This window comes from Micromonospora sp. NPDC000663, from assembly GCF_042898105.1.
Classification (GTDB): Bacteria; Actinomycetota; Actinomycetes; order Mycobacteriales; family Micromonosporaceae; genus Micromonospora.
Map to the genome: position 1 here is coordinate 490,350 of NZ_JBIAYR010000003.1, position 21,170 is coordinate 511,519.

19 protein-coding genes and 2 tRNA genes are annotated in these 21,170 nt (G+C 70.7%); 4 read left to right on the top strand and 17 right to left on the bottom strand.

The window, feature by feature from the left end:
- Positions 1-46: 46 nt before the first annotated feature.
- Positions 47-1,423, bottom strand: coding sequence for an MFS transporter (locus ACFY1S_RS14565; RefSeq protein WP_387117182.1), 1,377 nt, complete (start codon positions 1,421-1,423; stop codon positions 47-49).
- Positions 1,424-1,482: 59 nt separating this feature from the next.
- On the bottom strand, positions 1,483-1,743 hold the full coding sequence (locus ACFY1S_RS14570) for a hypothetical protein (protein WP_387117185.1): 261 nt from the start codon (positions 1,741-1,743) through the stop codon (positions 1,483-1,485).
- 218 nt (positions 1,744-1,961) lie between these two features.
- Here ACFY1S_RS14570 and ACFY1S_RS14575 point away from each other — a divergent pair, with 218 nt between their 5' ends.
- Both ACFY1S_RS14575 and ACFY1S_RS14580 read left to right on the top strand, forming a co-directional pair.
- Complete coding sequence (locus ACFY1S_RS14575) at positions 1,962-6,395, top strand: HAD-IC family P-type ATPase (protein ID WP_387117681.1); 4,434 nt, start codon at positions 1,962-1,964, stop codon at positions 6,393-6,395.
- Positions 6,396-6,456: 61 nt separating this feature from the next.
- Positions 6,457-7,257: an MBL fold metallo-hydrolase gene (locus ACFY1S_RS14580; protein WP_387117188.1), complete on the top strand. Its 801-nt coding sequence runs from the start codon at positions 6,457-6,459 to the stop codon at positions 7,255-7,257.
- Positions 7,258-7,311: 54 nt separating this feature from the next.
- Here the strand turns inward: ACFY1S_RS14580 and ACFY1S_RS14585 are convergent, their stop codons facing one another.
- The 9 genes from ACFY1S_RS14585 to gyrB all read right to left on the bottom strand — a co-directional run bounded on the left by ACFY1S_RS14585 (position 7,312) and on the right by gyrB (position 14,996).
- Entirely contained in the window at positions 7,312-7,731 is a 420-nt protein-coding gene (locus ACFY1S_RS14585; protein WP_387117191.1) for a CBS domain-containing protein, read from the bottom strand.
- A gap of 68 nt (positions 7,732-7,799) precedes the next feature.
- Positions 7,800-8,093 (bottom strand): hypothetical protein, encoded by a 294-nt coding sequence (locus ACFY1S_RS14590; protein WP_387117194.1) that lies wholly within the window; start codon positions 8,091-8,093, stop codon positions 7,800-7,802.
- 96 nt (positions 8,094-8,189) lie between these two features.
- A complete protein-coding gene (locus ACFY1S_RS14595) occupies positions 8,190-8,699 on the bottom strand; it encodes a hypothetical protein (RefSeq protein WP_387117197.1) in 510 nt (169 codons plus the stop codon).
- 282 nt (positions 8,700-8,981) lie between these two features.
- Positions 8,982-9,057: transfer RNA gene (locus ACFY1S_RS14600), tRNA-Ala, on the bottom strand.
- 42 nt (positions 9,058-9,099) lie between these two features.
- Complete coding sequence (locus tag ACFY1S_RS14605) at positions 9,100-9,228, bottom strand: DLW-39 family protein (RefSeq protein WP_225854086.1); 129 nt, start codon at positions 9,226-9,228, stop codon at positions 9,100-9,102.
- 42 nt (positions 9,229-9,270) lie between these two features.
- A tRNA-Ile gene (locus ACFY1S_RS14610) sits at positions 9,271-9,344 on the bottom strand.
- Between the two features lie 151 nt (positions 9,345-9,495).
- Positions 9,496-10,392: a DUF3566 domain-containing protein gene (locus ACFY1S_RS14615; protein WP_387117200.1), complete on the bottom strand. Its 897-nt coding sequence runs from the start codon at positions 10,390-10,392 to the stop codon at positions 9,496-9,498.
- Positions 10,393-10,396: 4 nt separating this feature from the next.
- Complete coding sequence (gyrA, locus tag ACFY1S_RS14620; protein ID WP_387117203.1) at positions 10,397-12,919, bottom strand: DNA gyrase subunit A; 2,523 nt, start codon at positions 12,917-12,919, stop codon at positions 10,397-10,399.
- A 130-nt stretch (positions 12,920-13,049) separates the two neighbouring features.
- On the bottom strand, positions 13,050-14,996 hold the full coding sequence (gyrB, locus tag ACFY1S_RS14625) for a DNA topoisomerase (ATP-hydrolyzing) subunit B (protein WP_364370139.1): 1,947 nt from the start codon (positions 14,994-14,996) through the stop codon (positions 13,050-13,052).
- 524 nt (positions 14,997-15,520) lie between these two features.
- On the opposite strand from gyrB, the gene ACFY1S_RS14630 reads away from it, so the two are divergent.
- A complete protein-coding gene (locus ACFY1S_RS14630) occupies positions 15,521-16,075 on the top strand; it encodes a hypothetical protein (RefSeq protein WP_364370141.1) in 555 nt (184 codons plus the stop codon).
- Here ACFY1S_RS14630 and ACFY1S_RS14635 read toward each other — a convergent pair.
- Positions 16,060-16,551 (bottom strand): MarR family winged helix-turn-helix transcriptional regulator, encoded by a 492-nt coding sequence (locus tag ACFY1S_RS14635; protein WP_387117206.1) that lies wholly within the window; start codon positions 16,549-16,551, stop codon positions 16,060-16,062. The two genes, ACFY1S_RS14630 and ACFY1S_RS14635, sit on opposite strands and share 16 nt — an antisense overlap.
- Positions 16,552-16,646: 95 nt before the next feature.
- On the opposite strand from ACFY1S_RS14635, the gene ACFY1S_RS14640 reads away from it, so the two are divergent.
- Entirely contained in the window at positions 16,647-16,862 is a 216-nt protein-coding gene (locus tag ACFY1S_RS14640) for a hypothetical protein (protein WP_139587413.1), read from the top strand.
- A gap of 9 nt (positions 16,863-16,871) precedes the next feature.
- Here ACFY1S_RS14640 and ACFY1S_RS14645 read toward each other — a convergent pair whose 3' ends face one another.
- The 5 genes from ACFY1S_RS14645 to ACFY1S_RS14665 all read right to left on the bottom strand — a co-directional run bounded on the left by ACFY1S_RS14645 (position 16,872) and on the right by ACFY1S_RS14665 (position 21,169).
- On the bottom strand, positions 16,872-17,498 hold the full coding sequence (locus ACFY1S_RS14645) for a DUF721 domain-containing protein (protein ID WP_387117211.1): 627 nt from the start codon (positions 17,496-17,498) through the stop codon (positions 16,872-16,874).
- Complete coding sequence (recF, locus tag ACFY1S_RS14650) at positions 17,488-18,621, bottom strand: DNA replication/repair protein RecF (RefSeq protein ID WP_387117214.1); 1,134 nt, start codon at positions 18,619-18,621, stop codon at positions 17,488-17,490. The genes ACFY1S_RS14645 and recF overlap by 11 nt, the downstream gene beginning before the upstream one ends.
- 16 nt (positions 18,622-18,637) lie before the next feature.
- Positions 18,638-19,510, bottom strand: coding sequence for a phosphogluconate dehydrogenase (NAD(+)-dependent, decarboxylating) (gene gnd, locus ACFY1S_RS14655; protein WP_387117217.1), 873 nt, complete (start codon positions 19,508-19,510; stop codon positions 18,638-18,640).
- A 40-nt stretch (positions 19,511-19,550) separates the two neighbouring features.
- Positions 19,551-20,684 carry a DNA polymerase III subunit beta gene (dnaN, locus tag ACFY1S_RS14660; RefSeq protein WP_387117219.1) on the bottom strand — a complete coding sequence of 378 codons (1,134 nt, stop codon included), beginning with the start codon at positions 20,682-20,684 and terminating at the stop codon, positions 19,551-19,553.
- Between the two features lie 212 nt (positions 20,685-20,896).
- Complete coding sequence (locus tag ACFY1S_RS14665; protein WP_387117222.1) at positions 20,897-21,169, bottom strand: hypothetical protein; 273 nt, start codon at positions 21,167-21,169, stop codon at positions 20,897-20,899.
- Position 21,170: the final 1 nt, after the last annotated feature.

Here is a 21,170-nt window from a genome sequence, read left to right on the forward strand (position 1 = left end):
GCCGCCAGACGTCGGACGGTGCCGAATCTGCGGATCACCAACTCCGCTACGCGCTCGCGCGCACCACGACCCGTCCCGCCAGCAGCGTGCCGAACAGCGCCAGGCCGGCGGCGACCGCCAACGTCGATGCGTAGCTGGCCGGGCCCGGCGCGCTGCCGGCGGCCAGCACCGCACCGGTGAGCGCCAGCACTGTCGCCGCGAAGAGCGAGTCGCCCAGTTGCAACGACGAGCTGTTGCGGCCCTGCTCGCCGGGAGCGGACAGCTCGAGGGTGAGCACCGACAACGACGGGTAGAGCAGCCCCATGCCGAGACCGGCGACCGCCCAGCCCAGCACGGCGACGGCCACCGGCAGCTCGGGCCGTACGGCGAGCGCCACCGTGGCGGTGCCGACGGTGATGCAGCTCAACCCGGCGCGGGGCAGGCTGGCACGGGAGGCCGGCACCGGAATCCTGCCCTGGATCCACGAACCCACCGACCAGGCCAGCGCGCCTACCGTGAGGACCAGCCCGGCGCCGGTCGGCGACAGGCCCCGCTCCCGGGAGAGCATCAACGGGATGACCACCTCGGCGCCGACGAACGCCGCCGAGGCCAACCCTCGCAGCCCGATCACCGTGGGCAGGCCGCGGGCCGCCCGGAGGAAGCCGGCCGGCAGCAGACGTGGGGCGCAGACCAGCAGGCCGGCCACCGCCACCGCGACAAGCACCAGGGCGGTGACGCCGCGCTGCTGTCCCCCGATGTGCAGCAGTGCGGCGCTCACCGCCGCCCCGCACGCCCAACCGATCCGCGCCGCCGCGCCCGCCGGCACCCCGGTCCGCACCGACTGACCGAGCGACCGCAGGCCGGGGTGGATCAGCAGGACCGCCGGCACGGCCACCGCCGGCACCGCCAGGAAGACCCACCGCCAGTTCAGGTGCTCGACGATCAGGCCGGCCACCGCCGGCCCGACAAGCGACGGTACGACCCACGCCGCCGCGAACGCGGCGAAGATCCGCCGGTGCAGGTCCTGCGGGTACGCGTGTCCGACGATCACGTAGAGCGCCACCGCGAGGAGCCCCGAGCCGAAGCCCTGCACCACCCGGCCGACGACAAGCGCGCCCATCACCGGCGCGGTACCGGCGATCAGAAGTCCGACAACGAACCAGGCGACGCCGTGCCACATCGGTCCCCGGGGTCCTCGGGCGTCGCACCAGATGCCGGACACCACCATGGCCAGCACGTTCGTGGCGAACGGTCCACCGAACGCGATCCCGTACAGAGCCAGCCCGTCCAGGCTGCGGGCGACAGTAGGCATCGCCGTGCCGACCGCCAGCGCCTCGAACGCGAGCAGCGAGATCAACGCGACGCTGCCCACTGTCATCGCCCGCAGCCGGGGTGCGAACAGACCGGGCGCGGCCGGTACGGCGACGGCTGTGGGACTCGGCATGCACCGAGCCTGCGACCTCAACCCGGATTCATGTCAACCCGGCGGTGACCCAGCTCTCGTCAGGCCTCCTTGAACGCCTCGCCGATGCCGCCGACGAGGCCGGAGAAGTGCTGGTCGGTGAGGAGATGCCCGGCGGTGATCGCCAGGGCGAGCGGCCACTCGATGACCTGGAGCGCGACGAGCACCCCGATTCCGGCGTAGTAGGCGATCCGGTCTGGCGGTGGCACCGCCATCTCGCCGAGCATCGGCAGGTCCATCCGTCGGCTGTACATTCTGACGTTCTCGCGCGGCCCGTTCAGGTGTCGGCTGAGTGCGCTCATTCCGGCCTCCCCATGTCCGGTGACAGTCGCCGAATTCCACAGCCCATCTCGTCCATGCACTGACTACGGCGGGAACTTCCACTGCTGCGAGGGCATAACGGACGGCAGGTCGGGAAGCCAGGCCGCCGGACGTGAGGGCGGTGGGAGGGCGAGATGGCCGAGGTCAGCACCAGCAGCACCAGGGAGCCGGGCCGGCGTCCGTCCAGCCGTACGCCTCGATGACGGCGGCGGGTCGCGCAGCGGGACGCATCCTGCCGTCCATCGGTGTGCCGCACCTGGTCGGCGAGGCGTCCCGGACCGTCGGGGCGGCGGCGACCCGGGTCGCCCGGCAGGTCGGGCTGACCCGGCGTCGGGTCTGGTCACGGCCGGGCCGCCACCACATCGAGGTGCACGGCGTCTGCCAGGACGGCGGCGACCAGCTCGCCCGTCAGGTGGAGGGCGCGCTGGAGCGGATGCCCGGGGTCGCCTGGGCGCGGGTGAACGCCCCGTCCGGCCGGGTGGTGGTCGCCGTGCAGTCTCCGCAGCCCAAGTTGCGGGACCTGATCGCCACGATCAGCCGTGTCGAACGCACCTGCGACCACGAGCCGGACCCGGAGATCCCGCCGCCGCACCCGCCGGAGGAGGGGCCGCACACCCCCCGCACCCTCGGTGCGCTCGCCTCGGACGCGCTGGGCCTGGGCCTCTGGGCGACCACCCGGATCCTGCCGTTCGCACCACTGCCCGGCGAGGTGGCCGGCCTGCTGGCGGCGGTCGACCTGCAACCCAAGCTCCACGCGTTGCTCGGCAAACCGCTGCGTTCGGATCCCCGCGCGGATGTCCTCTTCCCCTTGGCCGAGGCGGTGGTGCAGGGCCTGTCCGGCCGCTGGCCCGGTCTCATCCTCGACAGCGCCCAACGGCTTGTGCAGTGGGGCGAGGACCGGGCCCAACTCAGCGCCTGGGAGAAGGCCGAGCCACGGTTGACAGGCGACCCGGAGCGGGCCGTCGCCAGGTGGCCGGTGGCCGACCGTCCCCGCCCAAAGCCGCAGGGACTGGTCGAGCGGTACATCGACCGGGCGCTCGCCGCGGGTGCGGCGGCCGGAGCTGCGGCGATACCGTTCGCGGGTCCCAAGAGGGCGGCGGCGCTGGGCCTGTCCACACTGCCCAAGGCCCCGGGCAGCGGGCGAGAGGGGTACGCGGCGCAGCTCGGTCGGATCCTCGCCCGACGCGGGGTCATCGCCATGGACCGGGAGGTGCTGCGGGAGCTGGACCGGATCGACACCCTCGTGCTGGACGCCGCGGTGCTCGGCTCGGACCGGGGCGTACTGGCCGACCTGGCCCCGGCGAGGGGGGCGGACATCGACGAGGTGGCGACGTGGGCCTTCAAGCTGTTCGACCCGGACGAGCCAGCCGGCTCACGGTCGGCAGACGGCTGGCGACTCGAACCGCTGGACGACCCGCCGGCAGGTGACGTCCCCGACGGGGAACGGCTCCTCGCCGCAGGTGGTCAACTGCTCGGCCTGTCCCACGACGACCGGCTCTCCGCGCTGCTGCGGGTCGAGCCGGAGCCCGCCCCGGGCGTTGACGGCCTACCGGCTGCCGCCCGCCAGGCCGGCCTGCGGCTTGTGGTGGCCGGGGGCGACGAGCAGCGGCACGGCTTCGCCGACGCGATCCTGCCCGGCGGTGACCGGCTGTGCGGGTCGGTTCGCGCGTTGCAGCGCGACGGCGCGGTGGTCATGCTGGTGTCCGCGGACCGCAGGGCGCTCGGCGCGTCCGACTGCGGCCTGGGGTTCGCCCCGCCGGAGGCGTTGCCGCCGTGGGGCGCGCACCTGCTTGTCGGCGCCGACCTGCGGCTGGTCGCCCTGGTGATCGAGGCGACCGGGGTGGCCCGGCGGACCGCCCAGCAGAACATCAGGCTCGCCATGGCTGGCGCCGGTCTGGGGGCGCTCGGCGCGCTCACCGCACCGCCGGCCCAACTGCCCCAACGGTCGCTCGTGGCGAGCAGCGGAGCGGCCGGGTTGGCCTTCGCGAACGGCGTCTGGCAGGCCCGCCGACTGCACGACCGGTCGGAGGCCCCCGCGCCGGTGGCGACCGCTTGGCACCTGATGCCCGTCACCACGGTGCTCGACCACCTGCGGACCAGCCACGACGGTCTGTCCAGTGCCGAGGCGCAGAGCCGGTGCCACAGGTCGGGCGGGAACGGCGATTCCACGCCCGGACATGGTGGCCTGCTGCGCGCCTTCGTGGACGAGCTGTCCAACCCGCTTACCCCGGTGCTGGCCGCCGGGGCGGTGCTCTCCGCCTCGTTCGGCTCGCTTGTCGACGCCGCGCTCGTGGGTGGTGTGGTCGGCGGATCGGCTCTGATCGGGGCGGTGCACGAACGCAACACGGAACGGTCCCTGGCGGAACTGCTGTCCCGTTCGGCGGTGACCGCCCGGGTCCGCCGGGACGGTGGCGAGCGGATGGTCGCCGCCGAGGATCTGGTCCCGGGGGACATCATCGTGCTGGAGTCGGGCGACTCGGTGCCCGCCGACTGCCGGGTGCTCGAATCGGTGGGGTTGGAGGCGGACGAGTCGTCGCTGACCGGGGAGTCGCTTCCGGTAGCCAAGACCGACCGACCGGTGGTCGCCGCCGCCGTCGCCGACCGGCACTCGATGCTGTACGAGGGCACCACAGTCGCCGCCGGTCACGGCAGTGCCGTGGTCGTGGCGACCGGCGCGGACACCGAGGCCGGGCGCAGTCTGGCGCTGGTCCGGCAGGCACCCCCAACAAGTGGCGTGGAAGCCCGGCTCGGCTCTCTGACAAGCGCAGCCATCCCGCTGGCCGCCGGTTCGGCAGTGGCGGTGGCCGGCGCGGGCCTGCTTCGGGGCGTACCCCTTGCCGAAACGGCGGCGACCGCCGCGAACCTCGCCGTGGCGTCGGTGCCGGAGGGGCTGCCGTTCCTGGTGAGCGCTGCGCAACTGGCGGCGGCCCGGCGGCTCGCCGAGCACGGCGCGTTGGTCCGCAATCCGCGCACGATCGAGGCGCTGGGCCGGGTGGACGTGCTCTGCTTCGACAAGACCGGCACCCTCACCGAGGGCACGTTGCTGCTCGCCGGGGTCGGCGACAGCGTCGGCGACCGGTACGCCCCGGTGGACCGCCTCGACGACCGGCTGCGGTTGACGCTGGCGGCCGCGCTGCGGGCCACTCCCGCGGCGGCCGACCCGGAGCAGTTGGCGTTGCAGACGGACCGTGCCGTTCGCCGGGGCGCGGCCACCGCCGGGGTGGTGGAGCAGACCGGCGCGGCCGGTTGGCGGGCCGCCGGAGGACTGCCGTTCGAGCCGTCCCGTGGCTATCACGCGAGCATCGGGGAGACCGACGGTCGCCTGCTGTTGAGCGTCAAGGGTGCCCCGGAGACGGTGTTGCCGCGGTGCACGGCCCGGCGCACCGACGGCCGCCAGGAGCCGCTGGACGACGCGGGCCGCGCGGAACTGCAACGGACACTCGCCGAGCGGGCCGGGGCGGGGCACCGGATCCTGGCCGTCGCCGAGTGCCCGGTGAACGACCCGAAGGTGACCGACGGGGACGTGCGGGGTCTGACCTTCGTGGGTTTCCTGGCGCTCGCGGACGGGGTGCGGGAGAGCGCCGCGCCCGCGGTACGGCGGATCCGGCGGGCCGGCGTGCACACCATCATGATCACCGGGGACCATCCGGCGACGGCCGAGGCGATAGCGGCCACCATCAGCGAACACGACGAGCAGCGGGTGGTGACCGCCGGCGAGTTGGACCAACTGGACGACGAGACGCTCGCCGAGCGGCTGGCGGACACCGACGTGGTGGCCCGCTGCACACCGGCCCACAAGGTACGGATCATCCAGGCGTTGCAGAAGTGCGGGCGGACCGTGGCGATGACAGGTGACGGCGCCAACGACGCACCGGCGATCCGGCTGGCCGACGTCGGCATCGCCCTCGGCCAACGGGGCACCCCTGCGGCGCGCGCCGCCGCCGACCTGGTGGTCACCGACGACCGGTTGGAGACCATCATCGCCACGCTCGTCGAGGGGCGGGCGATGTGGTCGTCGGTGCGGCACGCGCTCAGCATCCTGGTCGGCGGCAACCTCGGCGAGATCGCGTTCAGTGTGCTCACTGCCGCGACGACCGGCCGTTCCGCGCTCACCGGTCGGCAGTTGCTCCTGGTCAACCTGCTCACCGACCTGGCGCCGGCACTCGCAATCGCCGTCCGGCCACCGGCGTCGGACCGCACCGATCGCCTGCTACTGGAGGGCCCGGACGTGTCCCTGGGCGAAACCCTCACCCGGGAGATCAGCCTGCGGGCGGCAGCGACCACGCTCGGGGCGACCACGGGCTGGACGCTGGCCCGCTACACCGGCCGGCGGCGGCGGGCCGGCACCGTCGCGCTGGTCTCCCTGGTCGGCACCCAGCTCGGCCAGACCATCCTGGCCGGCGGTACCAGCCCGGCCGTACTGGCATCCACGGCGGCGTCACTCGGCGTGCTGGTCGTCGTGGTGCAGACCCCGGGGGTCAGCCAGTTCTTCGGCTGCACACCGCTCGGGCCGGTCGGTTGGACCATCGGGGCGGGATCGGCGCTCGGTGCCACCTTTGCCAACGGCGCGCTCACGAGGCTGGTGGAGCACCTCCCGCAGGCACGGCCCGCCGCCGGCCGACCCGGGAACTGACGATCGTTCCTCCGCTTGGCCGGCGGCAGCCGGGGTACCGCTGCCAGAGGAGGTGACCACGATGGTTGAGCAACCACAGGTGACGTTCATCGGCACCGCGACGACAGTGCTGCGGATCGGCGGCTTCACCCTGCTGACCGACCCGAACTTCCTGCATCGCGGCCAACGGGCGTACCTCGGAAAGGGTCTGTGGTCGCGCCGACGCACGGACCCGGCGTTGTCGATCGCCCAACTCCCCGAACTGGACGCGGTGGTCCTCTCTCACCTGCACGGCGACCACTTCGACCGGGTCGCCCGCCGGGAACTGGACCGCGACCTGCCCATCGTCACCACGCCCGCCGCCGAACGCAAGCTGCGCCGCTGGGGCTTCCGGGCCGCCGAGGGGCTGCCGACCTGGTCGTCACGGGAGCTCCACCGCGACGGTACGACGGTACGGCTGACGTCGATGCCCGGCAAACACGGCCCCGGCGTGGTGGACCGGCTCCTGCCCGACGTCATGGGCACGATGATCGACGTCGAACGCGGCGGACAACGGGAGTTCCGGCTCTACGTCACAGGCGACACGCTGAACCTGCCGCTGCTCACCGCCATCCCCGAACGCTACCCGGACATCGACGCGATGCTGATCCACCTCGGCGGCACGAAGGTCGCCGGGATCCTGGTCACCATGGACGCCCGGCAGGGCGCCGACCTGGTGGAGCTGATCCGACCGAAGCTCACCGTGCCGATCCACTACGACGACTACCGCGTGTTCCGCTCCCCGCTGGCGCACTTCGTCGACGAGGCCCGCCGGCGTGGCTGGGTGAAGCAGGTACGCACCATCGCCCGCGGCGAAACACTCCCCCTCACGCCTCCCGAATGACCGATCGCCGCCGGCCGGCGAACCGGCGGCGGCGATCGACGAGGGGAACGTCGGTCAGTGGCGCTCGGAGATGGCCTCGATGAGGTCCCCGACCGGGCGGTCGGGCAGCGAACGGGCCACATCGGCCACCGCCACGATGCCCACCAGCTCGTGACCGTCGATCACCGGCAGCCGGCGGACCTTGTACTTGCCCATCGTGCGCAGGACCTCGGCGGCGTCGTCGTCCGCGCCGATGGTGACGGCCTCGCCCTGAGCCAGCTCGCCCGCCGTCACCTTTGCCGGGTCACGCCCCTCGGCCAGCACCTTCACCACGATGTCGCGGTCGGTGAGCATCCCCTTGAGCCGGTTGTCGTCACCGCAGATCGGCAGCGAACCAACCCCCAGCTCGGCCATCTGCCGGGCAGCTGACCTCAGGTCATCCTGCTCGCGGACACAGCTCACGTCATTCGTCATGATCTCGCGTGCGGTCGGCACTGGTCTGCACCTCACTTCCGGGGGGGGCGTCTTGCCCTGTCTCCTACCCCGGTGCCCGACGACCATGCTCAGAAGTCGTCGCGCGGTGGACCGGACTCCGCCCAGCATCGGCCGCCGCGGAACTCCACACCCGGTACGCCGTCGGCGACCCGGCTGATGTCCAGCACGCTCGCCAGCGACCCGACCAGGTCACTCCGTAACCCGGTGGTCGCCGTGTCGACGTCCTCCTCCTCAGTGGACCAGTCGATGTCCCCTGACTTCAGCGCCGCGACGGCATGCGCGATGACGGCCTCCGGATCGGTGACCAGGACGTCGATCCGGCAGTAGACGTGCAGCGTGACAGGTGTCCGGCTCTCATCCACCGGAGAAGCATGGCGAACACACGGAAGCCCAGAGGCAGCGGCCCCCGCCGCCGCTGACAGCGACAGCAGCCAGGTTGTCCTGCTCCAGCACGTCACTCAGCTTCCGAAGATGTGGCGATGCCCCTCTCGACTTGTCACCTTGAGCGTGGCAGGCGACCCGGCCGGGGCCGGCCAGATCTGCAACAGGTACTCGTCGACAACCTCGTGATAGTCCCTACTGCTCCTGGCGTCGTCCATGCCCCGGCAGTGGTAACGCATCCGGTATGAGCCGGCCCCTGCCGAAAGACGCGGCAGAGCGTCAGTCTTCTCTCCGGCCCATTGAATGAGCATCAACTCCGGCCGGGACGCCTCGAACGGCACCTCCACCACGTCTTCGAACCCCTCCAGGTCAGGCCCTGGGTCGCCGTCGTCGACGCTGACCGTGAACCCAACGGTGCCGGTATGGCGACCCGTGACGAGGAAAACCTCCCCTGGAGAGGTGGCGATGAGGCCGGTCGGGCGCCTGCCGAAGAAGACGTTAGCCCAGTCCGTCCGACCCCAGGATTGATCGTCGGCGACATCGAGGAAGCCGTAGTGCACTCCAATACGCGCGCGAAACTCGGCCACGCCGCGACGGTAATGCACGCCCTCAACGCGCTAGGGCTCCTTCGGCAGCCTCTCGCGCAGCGATCGGCTTTTGCTCGGCAGGGCGATCTCTCGGTAGAACTGGAGGTCTTCAAGGCCGTAGGTGGCTACGTCATGGCTGCTGTGCAGGCGCAGCCAGGCCGGACCGGCCTCCTGCCGACGCGGCCTCGTCAGGCTGTCTCGAATTGACCGGATTCTCGGCCAGAAGGGGACGGCACGCCCGACTTGGCTGTACTCGGGACCAAGATCAACCGGGGAAAGTGCTGGTGGAGCCCAGGGGACTCGAACCCCTAACCCCTGCCTTGCAAAGGCAGTGCTCTGCCAGTTGAGCTAGGGCCCCGTGGGGCGGCTGCGCGGCGCCGCCAACCGGTCGCGCTGAACCTCAGCGCAGGTCGGGCGCGGTGGTCGCCTCGTGCCACAGGGCGCGCTCGTCGTTCGAGGCCTTGACCTTGTTGTAGACGACGGCGGCCACGCCGACGACGCCGGCCAGAATCAGCAGCTTCTTGAACATGGGGCGACCCCTCGCGCTCGACTACCGTCGGACGACATGCGGTGGGGCTAGATGGAATCGAACCATCGACCTCAGAGTTATCAGCTCTGCGCTCTAACCGACTGAGCTATAGCCCCGCGTTGCGACGAGCAAGATTAACCCATCCGCTCGGCTGGCCCCAAATCGGGGTCCACGCCTGCGAGCCGGGCTCGTCGCCGCCTGCAAAACCTACCCGAGTACGGGACGCCGGGGCGACCGCTTTCCGCGGTGCCCCGGCGTCCCGGTCACTCAGTCCCGCTCGGCGAGGGTCAGCTCGATCCCGCCGACCAGGTCGGCGCAGACGTTGTAGACGAACGCTCCCAGCGTGGCCAGAGCGGTGAACAGCACCACGTTGACCAGGCCGATGAGGGCCGAGCTGAGGATGACGCCCTTGGCGGTGATCTGGAAGCCGCTGGTGCTCTGCCCACCGCCGGCGTTGACCAGGTCGCTCAGGCTGTCGTTGACGCTCTGGAACACGCCCATCGCGTCAAGCGCCAGGTAGAGCACCGACGTGGCTACCACCACGACGATGAACAGGACCACCGATACGGCGAACGCGAACTTCATCACGGACCAGGGGTCGATCCGCTTGAGGTTCAGCCGGGCCCGGCGCGGTCCACGGGACGCGGCGGAGCTGACCGAGGTACGCGCGGCGCGTACCGCGTCGCCGACCCTGGCCGCCCCGACGGCCGACGGGTTACCGATGCCCGGAGGCAGCCCACCGCCGCTGGCCGGCCGGCCGGCGGCGCCTGCACGACCCGAGTCGGGCTGGGTCATGCCGGGCGTGATCCGCGGCTGCGTGCCTGTGGTCCCCGGGGATGTGGCCTGACCCGGCCGGGTGGTGATCGGCTGTGTCGTTGTCGGTCGGGCCGGCGGCGCAGCCGCTGCCGGGGGCGCGGAGGCGGACGTCGGGGCCTCGGCACCGGCCGTCTCACCCTTGTCGCCCGACCCGCCGTCCTCGCCGGACTCCGGCGGAGGTGTCATGCCGGGAGCCCGGGTGAATTTCGGGGCAGGCGCGTCGGCGGGGACCGTTGCCCGGCCCACGGCCGCGCGGCCGGTCGCTGGTGTGCCGCCCTTGGCGGCCTCCTCGTCGACCGGGTTGGCCGAGGTCCCCGTGTTCCCCGACTTCGCCTGTGTCTCCGTCATTCAACTAGTCCTGTTCGTCAGGCTCGTCGGCATTGCGAGCAATCGCCACGATAGTCACGCCGTCCGGGAGGTCCATCAGCTTGACCCCCATTGTGTTCCGGTCACGCGTACGGCGTACAGGCTTCACCGGAGTCCGGATGACACCACCGTTGCTGGTGATCGCGAACAGCTCGTCGTCCGGGTCGATCACCACGGCGCCGACCAGACCACCGCGCCGTTCGGTGATCTTCGCAGTCAACACGCCCTTACCTCCCCGGCCCTGCACCGGGTATTCCTCGATCGGGGTACGTTTCGCGTATCCCCCGTTCGTCGCCACCAGAACGTCCAGGCCCTCCCGGACGACCTCCATGGCGAGCAGGACGTCGTCGTCCGTGAACCGCATACCGATCACGCCCGAGGTGGCCCGGCCCATCGGCCGCAACGCCTCGTCGGAGGCGTTGAACCGGATCGCCTGCGCCTTCTTGGAGACCAGCAGCAGGTCGTTCTCCGGTGCCACCAGGGCAGCACCGACCAGCTCGTCCTCATCGCGCAGGTTGATCGCGATGATGCCGCCGGAACGGTTGGAGTCGAACTCCTCGAGCCGCGTCTTCTTCACCAGGCCGTTCTTCGTGGCCAGTACCAGATAGTGGGCTACCTGGTAGTTCGGGATTTCGATGATCTGCGCGATCTGCTCGTCGGGTAGGAAGGCGAGCAGATTGGCCACGTGTTGGCCCTTGGCTACCCTACTGGCCTCCGGCAGCTCGTACGCCTTGGCCCGGTACACACGACCCTTGTTGGTGAAGAACAGGATCCAGTCGTGGGTCGAGCACACGAAGAAGTGGCTCACGATGTCGTCCTGCCGCAGCGTGGCGCCACTGACGCCCTTGCCGCCGCGCCGCTGCGACCGGTACAGATCGACCTTGGTCCGCTTGGCGTACCCGGTCCGGGTGATCGTGACGACCACGTCCTCGCGGGCGATGAGGTCCTCCATCGAGACCTCGCCGTCGAACGGGATGATCTGCGTACGCCGCTCGTCGCCCCACTTGGCGACGATCTCGCCCAGCTCCTCGGAGACGATCCGGCGCTGCCGCTCCGGCTTGGCGAGGATGTCCTTGAGGTCGGCGATCTCGATTTCCAGCTTGGCCAGGTCGTCGACGATCCGCTGCCGCTCCAGGGCGGCCAGGCGGCGCAGCTGCATGTCCAGGATCGCGGTCGCCTGGATCTCGTCGATCTCCAGCAGCCGGATCAGGCCCTGCCGGGCGTCGTCCACTGTCGGCGACCGCCGGATCAGGGCGATCACCTCGTCCAGCGCGTCCAGCGCCTTGGCCAGACCGCGCAGGATGTGCGCCCGCTCCTCGGCCTTGCGCAGCCGGAACGCCGTCCGCCGGCGGATCACGTCGATCTGGTGCTCGACGTAGTAGCGGATGAACTGGGCCAGGTTGAGCGTGCGCGGCACACCGTCGACCAGCGCCAGCATGTTGGCGCCGAAGGTCTCCTGGAGCTGCGTGTGCTTGTAGAGGTTGTTCAGCACCACCTTGGCGACCGCGTCGCGCTTGAGCACAAGCACGATCCGCATGCCGGTACGTCCGGAGGACTCGTCACGGATGTCGGCGATCCCGGCGAGCTTGCCCTCCTTGATCAGCTCGGCGATCCGCTCGGCGAGGTTGTCCGGGTTGACCTGGTAGGGCAGCTCGCTGACGACCAGGCAGGGCCGGCCCCGCTTGTCCTCCTCGACCTCCACCACTGCGCGCATCCGGATCGAGCCGCGACCCGTGCGGTACGCGTCCTGGATCGCGGTAGTGCCGACGATCAGGCCGTGGGTCGGGAAGTCCGGGCCCTTGACGATGCCGAGCAGGGCTTCGAGGGTGGTCGCCTCGTCCTCCTCCGGGTGCTCCAGGCACCACTGCACGGCCGCGCCGATCTCCCGCAGGTTGTGCGGCGGGATCTTGGTGGCCATGCCGACCGCGATGCCCTCGGAGCCGTTGACCAGCAGGTTGGGAATCCGCGACGGCAGGATCGTGGGCTCCTTGGCCCGGCCGTCGTAGTTGTCCTGCATATCGACGGTGTCCTCGTCGATATCCCGCATCATCTCCATGGCCAGCGGGTCGAGCTTGCACTCGGTGTAGCGCATGGCGGCAGCCGGGTCGTTACCCGGCGAGCCGAAGTTGCCGTTGCCGTCGACCAGCGGGTAGCGCAGCGACCAGGGCTGCGCCATCCGCACCAGCGCGTCGTAGATCGGCGAGTCGCCGTGCGGGTGGAACTGACCCATCACGTCGCCGACGACCCGCGAGCACTTCACGTAGCCGCGGTCCGGCCGGTAGCCGGAGTCGAACATGGCGTAGAGGATCTTGCGGTGGACCGGCTTGAGCCCGTCCCGGACGTCCGGCAGCGCGCGACCGACGATGACGCTCATCGCGTAGTCGAGGTAGGAGCGCTGCATCTCCACCTCGAGCCCGACCGGTTCGATCCGGTCGTGCGCGACCACCGCGGCGATGGCCTCGGCGGGTACCTCGGGCTCGTTCGGTGTGGATTCGGGGGAATCGGTCACTGTATACCCTTATCAGACTCAGAGTCGTTTTCGTGCTGTGGATAACGGCTGTGGATAGCCGCCAAGCTGTGGATAACTCTGTGGACCGGCGGGCCAGCCGGGGGAACCCGGGCCGGCCCGCTGACGTCCGTCAGATGTCCAGGAACCGCACGTCCTTGGCGTTGCGCTGGATGAACGACCGGCGGGCTTCGACGTCCTCACCCATCAGGACGCTGAACAACTCGTCTGCGGTTGCAGCGTCGTCGAGCGTGACCTGACGCAGGGTACGGGTGGCCGGGTTCATCGTGGTTTCCCACAGCTCGGGATAGTTCATCTCACCGAGACCCTTGAACCGCTGGATGTCGTCCGGCTTGGCGTTCGGCTTCTTCTGCTGGCGCAGCGCCACCAGCCCGTCGCGTTCCCGGTCCGAGTACGCGTACTGGGCGTCGTCGCCCTTCTTGTTCCACTTGATCTTGTAGAGCGGCGGGGCGGCCAGGTAGACGTGCCCCAGCTCGACCAGCGGACGCATGAAGCGGAACAGCAGGGTGAGCAGCAGCGTCTGGATGTGCTGGCCGTCGACGTCGGCGTCGGCCATCAACACGATCTTGTGGTACCGCAGCTTCTCGATGTCGAAGTCGTCGTGGATGCCGGTGCCGAGCGCGGTGATCAGCGCCTGCACCTCGTTGTTCTTGAGAACCCGGTCGATCCGGGCCTTCTCCACGTTGAGGATCTTGCCGCGGATGGGCAGGATCGCCTGGACGCGCGGGTCGCGACCCTGCTTCGCCGAGCCGCCGGCCGAGTCACCCTCGACGATGAAGACCTCGGACTCGCGCGGGTCGGTCGACTGGCAGTCGGCCAGCTTGCCGGGCATCGAGCCGGACTCCAGCAGCGACTTGCGCCGGGCCAGCTTGCGCGCCTGCTGTGCGGCGATCCGGGCACGGGCCGCCTGGGACGCCTTCGTGATGATCATCTTGGCTTCGGCCGGGTTGCGGTCGAACCAGTCGACCAACCACTCGTTGCAGACCCGCTGCACGAAGCTCTTCACCGGGGTGTTGCCGAGCTTGGTCTTGGTCTGGCCCTCGAACTGCGGGTTGGCCAGCTTGACCGAGATGATCGCCGCGAGCCCTTCCCGGATGTCCTCGCCGGAGAGCTTCTCGTCGCCCTTGAGCAGCTTCTTGTCGGTGCCGTACCGGTTGACCACGCTTGTCAGCGCGGACCGGAAGCCCTCCTCGTGCGTGCCGCCCTCGTGTGTGTTGATCGTGTTGGCGAAGGTGTAGACCGACTCGCCGTACGACTCGTTCCACTGCATGGCGATCTCGACCGACATGCCCTCCTCCTCGGCCCCGAACTCGACCACCGTCTTGTGGATCGGGTTCTTCGAGGCGTTGAGGTGTCGGACGAAGTCGGCGATGCCACCCTCGTAGTAGAAGGTGACCTCGCGCTGCCGGCCGTCCTCCTCCTCGGCCACCCGCTCGTCGAGCAGGTGGATGCGCAGCGCGCGGTTGAGGAAGGCCATCTCCTGGAGACGGCGGTAGATGGTCTGGAAGTCGAAGTCGACGGTCTCGAAGACGTCGGGATCGGGCCAGAAGGACACCGCCGAGCCGCTGCGGTCGGTGGTCTCACCCTTCTCCAGCGGGCTGGGCTTGGAGTTGGCGTACTGCTGCCGCCACACGAAGCCCGACTTGTGGATCTCCACGGCCATCCGGGTGGAGAGCGCGTTGACGACGGAGACGCCGACACCGTGCAGACCGCCGGAGACCGCGTACGCCTTGCCGTCGAACTTGCCGCCCGCGTGCAGCACCGTCAACGCGACCTCGACACCCGGCTTCTTGAGCTTCGGGTGCAGGTCGACGGGGAAACCACGGCCGTTGTCGGTGACCCGGACGCCGCCGTCGGCGAGCAGCACCACGTCGATGGTGTCGCAGTATCCGGCCAGCGCCTCGTCCACCGCGTTGTCGACGACCTCCCAGACGAGGTGGTGCAGACCACGCTCGCCGGTGGACCCGATGTACATACCGGGCCGCTTGCGGACCGCCTCCAGCCCTTCCAGAACGGTGATCGACTCCGCGCCGTACTCCTGCTTGTCCTGCGCTGCCACCCTCGGCCACTTTCTCGCGTCGTCCGCGCCGGATAGGGCGCGTCGGGCGCGGGTTCGGCGGACAGGACGCGACGTCGGCGCGCGGACCGGTGCCGGAGACCTCCGGACAGCGGGTCGAACGCGCCGGTCGCCGCGGTTGCCCGCGGATCGCGATCGGCTCGACCCGACGTGGAGAATTGATCCTGGGGCCACCGGCCCCGTCGCACGCTCCGCACCGGGTCTTCGTCTCACCGTCAATCCTACTGTGCGCGAAGGACAGAACCACCACTCGGCACCCTCAAAGAGGCGGCTGAGATGTCCATAGCCGGCAGAACCCCGCTGCCCACGACTCCCCCCACACGCCACGCTCCGATCGCACGCGCCGCCCCCGGACGGGTTGACCCGCGCCCGGGCGGGTCGGGGGTCGCGGCCGACCCGCCCGTGCCGTACGTTTGCGGCGCCCCGGAACCGCCCTTGATCTTTACCGGCCGGAACCGGGACGATCGACCCGATCGACCCGACACGTGCTCTCTAAGAGGTGACAGATGGGGCTGGACAACGTCGCGGTGCACTGGCCGCGGACCGGCCGCTTCTACGATCCGGTCGCGCCGGCCGAGTTCGTCGACTTCGGCGAGATCGTCGACGTACCCCGAATCTCCGCGCCGACGGCGGCGCTGGCCGAGCTGATCGCGAAGACCGGCACCGTCCGGGCGACCGCCTACACCGAGCTGGTTGATCTCCTGCTCGGGCTCGAAGGTGTGTTGTACGCCACAGATGCCGCAGCCGAGGACGAGGACCCGGTCATCGACCCGGACGGCTGCGCGTGGATCGCCGGCGGGATCGAGCGTTTCGTGGCCAGCCACCGGGAGTACGGCGACGCCGTCACCTTCGAGTCGGTGAGCGTCGTGCTGCGGGCGTTGCTCGGTGACGGCCGGTTGGCCGAACAGCAGCTGCGGTGGCTGGAGAGCCGACTGGACGCCCTGCGCGACGAGAGCGGCGATCCGCCGCAGTGGAACTTCACCTGTGCCGAGTTGGGCGTTCTGGCCGCCTTCTACCGGCGCTGCGCCGAGCGGGGCTTCGCGGTCTACGCGGACGCCTGACCGGCCCGCGGGGTGGGGTGGTCGTCGCCGGGGCGGTTGGCCGCGGCGATCACCTGGGTGAGAACGGCGTGCAGCTGTTGCAGGTCCTCGATCGGCAGCCCGAGCCGTTGGACGATCGCGGCCGGGATGCGTTCCGCCTGGGCACGGAGTGCCGCCCCGCTGGGGGTGAGGGTGACCGCGAGACTGCGTTCGTCCGCGGCGTCGCGCTCACGCCGCAGGTAGCCGGCCGCTTCGAGGCGCTTGAGCAGCGGTGACAGGGTGCCCGGGTCGAGTTGCAGGAGGCGGCTGAGGTCGCGGCCGGACAGCGGCGCGTGCTGCCACAGCGCCAGCATGACCAGGTACTGCGGATGGGTCAGCCCCATCGGCTCCAACAGCGGCCGGTAGACGGCCACGACGCTGCGCGCGGCCACCGACAGGGCGAAGCACACCTGCTGTTCCAGTGCCAGCGGGTCGGCGCCGACAGGTGGTTCGCTCATCTGTTGCCCTCCTGAAGCACGATGACTATCGTACCGATCATTGGTACACCAACTGTTGGCGTACCAATCGAGCGGCGGCAAGGGTGGAGGCCCAGATGAGCGAGGACGGCGCGGCCAAGAGTTCCCCGGGCGAGGGCGGCCGGTTCCTGCGGTGGGCGTACCGGTACCTCGCCGGGCCTGCCGAAGGCGTGCAGGGCGCGATCCAGGGCGGCTCCGCCGAGGCCCGCGAGGCCTGGAAACGCGACCTGGCCGAGCGCAAGCGCTACACCAGGGAACAGCGCGAACGCCGGCGCGCCGCCCGGCAGAACTGACCCGCCCGCTCAGCCGTAGGTGTCGCGCGGCCCACGGCCCCGAACCCGACGCGGCCCCTTCTGCCACGACGGCGCGGCCGGGCCGTGGATGTGCAGCTTGCGCACCACGTTGTGGCCGACCTCGCTGGCGATCTGCTTGAGCAGCGAACCGGCCAGCAGCCGCAGCTGCGTCGCCCAGGCGGTCGAGCGGGCCTCCACGGTCAGCTCGCCGTTCTCCAGCTTCACCGGCCGGCTGTGCTGGGCCACCTCCGCGCCCACCACCCGCTCCCACGCGCCGAACACCGTGGCCTCGGCCGCGGGCTGCTGCCAGCCGCGCGCCTTCACCAGCCGGTTCAGCACCGCGCCGAGCGGCTGCGGGTCGCGCGGGTCGGGGCCCGGGCCGGAATAGCCGCGCAGCCGCCGTCCCGAGCCGCCGGCACCGTCCCCACCGGAGCCACCGCCGGGGGTACGCCGCGCGCGGGCCGCCGCCTGCCGGCGGGACAACGCCGCGTCGAGCACCGCCCTGGCCAGCTCCGGACCGGTCGCGGCATCCGGCTGCACACCGCCGTCGGCACCCGCCGCTCCAGGCGTACCCGCCCCGGTGGTGTCGCCGGGCCGCCCGGCGTCGCCCCGGTTGGCGCGTGGTTCACTCGACACGGCGGACCGTCCCCTCGCCGACCTGGTAGCGGGTGCCGCGCAGGGCCGCCGGCACGTCGTCGTCGACCGCACACGTCACAAGCAGTTGACTCGCCCCGCCGACCAGCTCCGCCAGCCGCTCCCGACGGCCGGTGTCCAGTTCGGCGAAGACGTCGTCGAGCACCAGCACCGGCTCGATCCCGTCGGCGCGCAGCAGGTCGTAACCGGCCAGCCGCAGCGCTAGCGCGAACGACCAGGACTCGCCGTGGCTGGCGTACCCCTTGGCGGGCAGCGGACCGAGGGTAAGCGCCAACTCGTCGCGGTGCGGACCGACCAGGGTGGTGCCCCGCTCGATCTCGGCCGAACGGGACGCGGCCAGGGCCGCCGTCAGCGCCTCGGCCAACGTGGCCCGGTCGGTGGTGGGCTCGGCCAGCTCGATCGAGGGACGGTAGGCGATGCTCGCCGCGCCCCGCCCGGCGGCCACCGCGTCGTACGCCTTGGCGACGTGCGGGGTGAGCGCGGCGACCAGCTCCAACCGGCCGGCGAGCAACTCGGCGCCGTGCTGGGCCAGGTGGGTGTCCCAGACGGCGAGGGTGCCGAGGTCACCGCCGCGCGACCCGCCCGTCTTGCGGGCCAGGTACGCGGTACGCAGCAGGGCGTTGCGCTGCTTGACCACCCGCTCGTAGTCGGCCCGCACGCCCGCGTACCGGGGCTGGCGGTTGACCAGCAGGTCGTCGAGGTAGCGGCGACGCTCGGCCGGGTCCCCCCGGACCAGCTCCAGGTCCTCCGGGGCGAAGAGCACCAGCCGCAGCGCGCCGAGCACGTCCCTGGCCCGTCGCGCCGGGGAACGGCCCAGCCGGGCGCGGTTGGCCCGGCCCGGCACGATCTCCAGCTCGACCAGCAGCTCCCGGCCGTCGTGCACCACCGCGCAACGGATCACCGCCGAGGCGGCGCCCATCCGGACCAGTGGCGCGTCCGTGGCGACCCGGTGCGAGTCCAGGGTCGCCACGTAACCCAGCGCCTCGACGAGGTTCGTCTTGCCGACGCCGTTGGCGCCGATCAGGACGTTCGCACCCGGCTGGAGGTCGACGGCGACCCGCTCGTACGAGCGGAAGTCGACAAGTTCCAGCCGGTGGACGTACACAGGGTGTGGATACCGCTCAGCGCTTGTGCACGGCGTGGCCACCGAACTGCTGACGCAGCGCGGCGACGGCCTTCATGGCGGGTGAGTCGTCCTGCCGGGAAGCGAACCGGGCGAACAGCGAGGCAGTGATGACGTTCAGCGGCACGGCCAACCGGACCGCCTCGTCGACCGTCCACCGGCCCTCGCCGGTGTCCTCGGTGTAGCCGCTCAGCTCGGCCAGCTCCGGGTCCTCGTCGAGAGCCCGGTCCAGCAGGTCGAGCAGCCAGGAACGCACGACCGTGCCCTCGCGCCAGGACTTGAAGACGCCCGGCACGTTCGTCACCAGCTCGGAGGCGGTGAGCAGCTCGTAGCCCTCGGCGTAGGCGTGCATCAGGCCGTACTCGATGCCGTTGTGCACCATCTTCGAGTAGTGCCCGGCACCGACCGGCCCGGCGTGCACGAAACCGAACTCGCCCTCCGGCTTGAGCGCGTCGAAGATCGACATGAGCCTGTCGACGTGCTGCTGGGCGCCGCCGACCATCAGGCCGTAGCCGTTCTGCCGGCCCCAGACACCGCCGGAGACACCCACGTCGAGGTAGCCGATGCCGCGCTCGTTGAGCCGCTCGGCGCGAGGCGCGTCGTCGCTGAACCGCGAGTTGCCGCCGTCGATGATGATGTCGCCCTCGCCGAGCACCGCGGCGAGTTCGTCGATGGTGGCGTCGGTGACGCCGGCCGGCACCATGACCCACACCGCGCGCGGGGACTCGAGCTTGTCCGCCAGTTCCGCGAGGCTTGCCGCGTCGCTCAGCTGCGCGTTGTGGTCGAAACCGACCACCTCGTGACCGGCCGCCCGCAACCGCTCGCGCATGTTGCCGCCCATCCGGCCGAGTCCTACCAGGCCGAGCTGCATGTGTGTCTACCTCCGTGGATCTGGGTGTTGCTGGACGCGATCAGCGGGACACGCGGATCGGCATGATGAGGTACCGGTACCCCGGAATGACCTCGCCATCCTCGCCGGCAGGTGAGATCACCGCGGGCTTGAAAGCGTCGACGAACGAGAGCATCGCGGTCTGCGAGCCGAGGTTGGCCAGGCCGTCGATGAGGTACTGCGGGTTGAAGCCGATGGTCAGCGGATCCCCGGTGAAGGTCGCCTCCATCGCCTCGCTGGCCCGCGCCTCCTCGGAGCCACCGGCCTCGACGACCAGGCCGTCTGCGCTGAAGCTCAGCAGCACCGGAGTGGCCCGCTCGGCGACAAGCGCGACCCGCTTGACCACCTCGATCAGGGTGCTGACCGGCACCCGGGCCTCGGCGTTGTGGGTGGCCGGGAAGAGTGAGCGCACCGGCGGGTAGTTGGCGCCGTCCAGCAGCCGGCTGGTGGTACGCCGGGTGCCGCCGGCCAGGCCGACCATGCCCTCGCCCGCGGCGCCCTGAGCGAGCGCGAGGGTGACCTCGCCGCCCAGCGGGCCGAGCGCCTTGGCGGTGTCGTTCAGGGTGCGGGCCGGCACCAGGGCGTTGATGCTCACCTCGGGGTCGTCCGGCCGCCACTGGATCTCGCGCAGCGCCAGCCGGTAGCGGTCGGTCGCGAGCATCGACAGCGTGTCGCCGGCCAGCTCGACGCGGACCCCCGTCATCATCGGCAGCGTCTCGTCGCGGCCGGCGGCGACCGCCACCTGGGCCACGGCCGTGGCGAACGCGGCGGCGTCGACAGTGCCGGCGCTCTGCGGCATCTCGGGCAGTGCCGGGTAGTCCTCCACAGGCATCGTGGGCAGGGTGAACCGGGCGCTGCCGCAGACCAGCTCCAGGTGCGCGCCGACCGCGGCGATGTCCACCGGCTTGGCCGGCAGCGCCTTGGTGATCTCGGCGAGCAGGCGACCGGAGACCAGCGCGGCGCCGTCGGCGTCACCCTGCACCTCGACGGTGACCTGGCTGGAAACCTCGTAGTCGAACCCGGAGACCCGCAGGTTGCCGTCGGTGACCCGCAGCATCACCCCGGCGAGCACCGGTACGGATGGCCGGTTCGGCAGGCTCTTCGCGGTCCACGCCACGGCCTCGGCGAGCGCGTCTCGCTCCACTCGGAACTTCATCAATGCCTCCGCGTCGACGTCAGCGACAACTCTCTCATGCCGACCGCTGCCTACCGTCCCGCCCGACCGTGCGGGTACCCATCGCACCTTAGGGCGCGGGGGCATCGGCTGTGCGCCCGACCCCGTGGATCGTGTCGATGCCGACGTCTGCTTCCAGCAGCGTTCGGCACGATCCACAGAAAGCCCAACGGTGATGATTGGTTTTTGTTCTCTTAGAAGAGATAACCCATCGTCTTCATCGCACCTGTGCAAACTGTGGAGAACCCGCGTTCGCGCAGCTCAGACAGGTTATCTACAGGTGATTTAGCTGTGGAGAACCGGGGGTACAACCGGCTTGTGTGTCCACAGCCCGGGGTGGACGGCTGGTTGTCCACCGTTGTCCACCGGTTGTCCACCGGTAATCCACCGACTTTCTCCCCAAGCCTGTGGATCGCCGAGAAGATCACCATGACCGTCATCCCCAGAACCTTCAACAGCTCGTACACA

Excerpts from the sequence above, each read along its gene's own strand:
- ACFY1S_RS14630 (WP_364370141.1), top strand. The coding sequence starts at position 15,521 with ATGGGGCTGGACAACGTCGCGGTGCACTGGCCGCGGACCGGCCGCTTC.
- ACFY1S_RS14570 (WP_387117185.1), bottom strand. The coding sequence starts at position 1,743 with ATGAGCGCACTCAGCCGACACCTGAACGGGCCGCGCGAGAACGTCAGA.
- ACFY1S_RS14615 (WP_387117200.1), bottom strand. The coding sequence starts at position 10,392 with ATGACGGAGACACAGGCGAAGTCGGGGAACACGGGGACCTCGGCCAAC.
- ACFY1S_RS14605 (WP_225854086.1), bottom strand. The coding sequence starts at position 9,228 with ATGTTCAAGAAGCTGCTGATTCTGGCCGGCGTCGTCGGCGTGGCCGCC.
- ACFY1S_RS14640 (WP_139587413.1), top strand. The coding sequence starts at position 16,647 with ATGAGCGAGGACGGCGCGGCCAAGAGTTCCCCGGGCGAGGGCGGCCGG.
- ACFY1S_RS14565 (WP_387117182.1), bottom strand. The coding sequence starts at position 1,423 with ATGCCGAGTCCCACAGCCGTCGCCGTACCGGCCGCGCCCGGTCTGTTC.
- ACFY1S_RS14580 (WP_387117188.1), top strand. The coding sequence starts at position 6,457 with ATGGTTGAGCAACCACAGGTGACGTTCATCGGCACCGCGACGACAGTG.
- ACFY1S_RS14635 (WP_387117206.1), bottom strand. The coding sequence starts at position 16,551 with ATGAGCGAACCACCTGTCGGCGCCGACCCGCTGGCACTGGAACAGCAG.
- gnd (WP_387117217.1), bottom strand. The coding sequence starts at position 19,510 with ATGCAGCTCGGCCTGGTAGGACTCGGCCGGATGGGCGGCAACATGCGC.
- dnaN (WP_387117219.1), bottom strand. The coding sequence starts at position 20,684 with ATGAAGTTCCGAGTGGAGCGAGACGCGCTCGCCGAGGCCGTGGCGTGG.
- ACFY1S_RS14575 (WP_387117681.1), top strand. The coding sequence starts at position 1,962 with ATGACGGCGGCGGGTCGCGCAGCGGGACGCATCCTGCCGTCCATCGGT.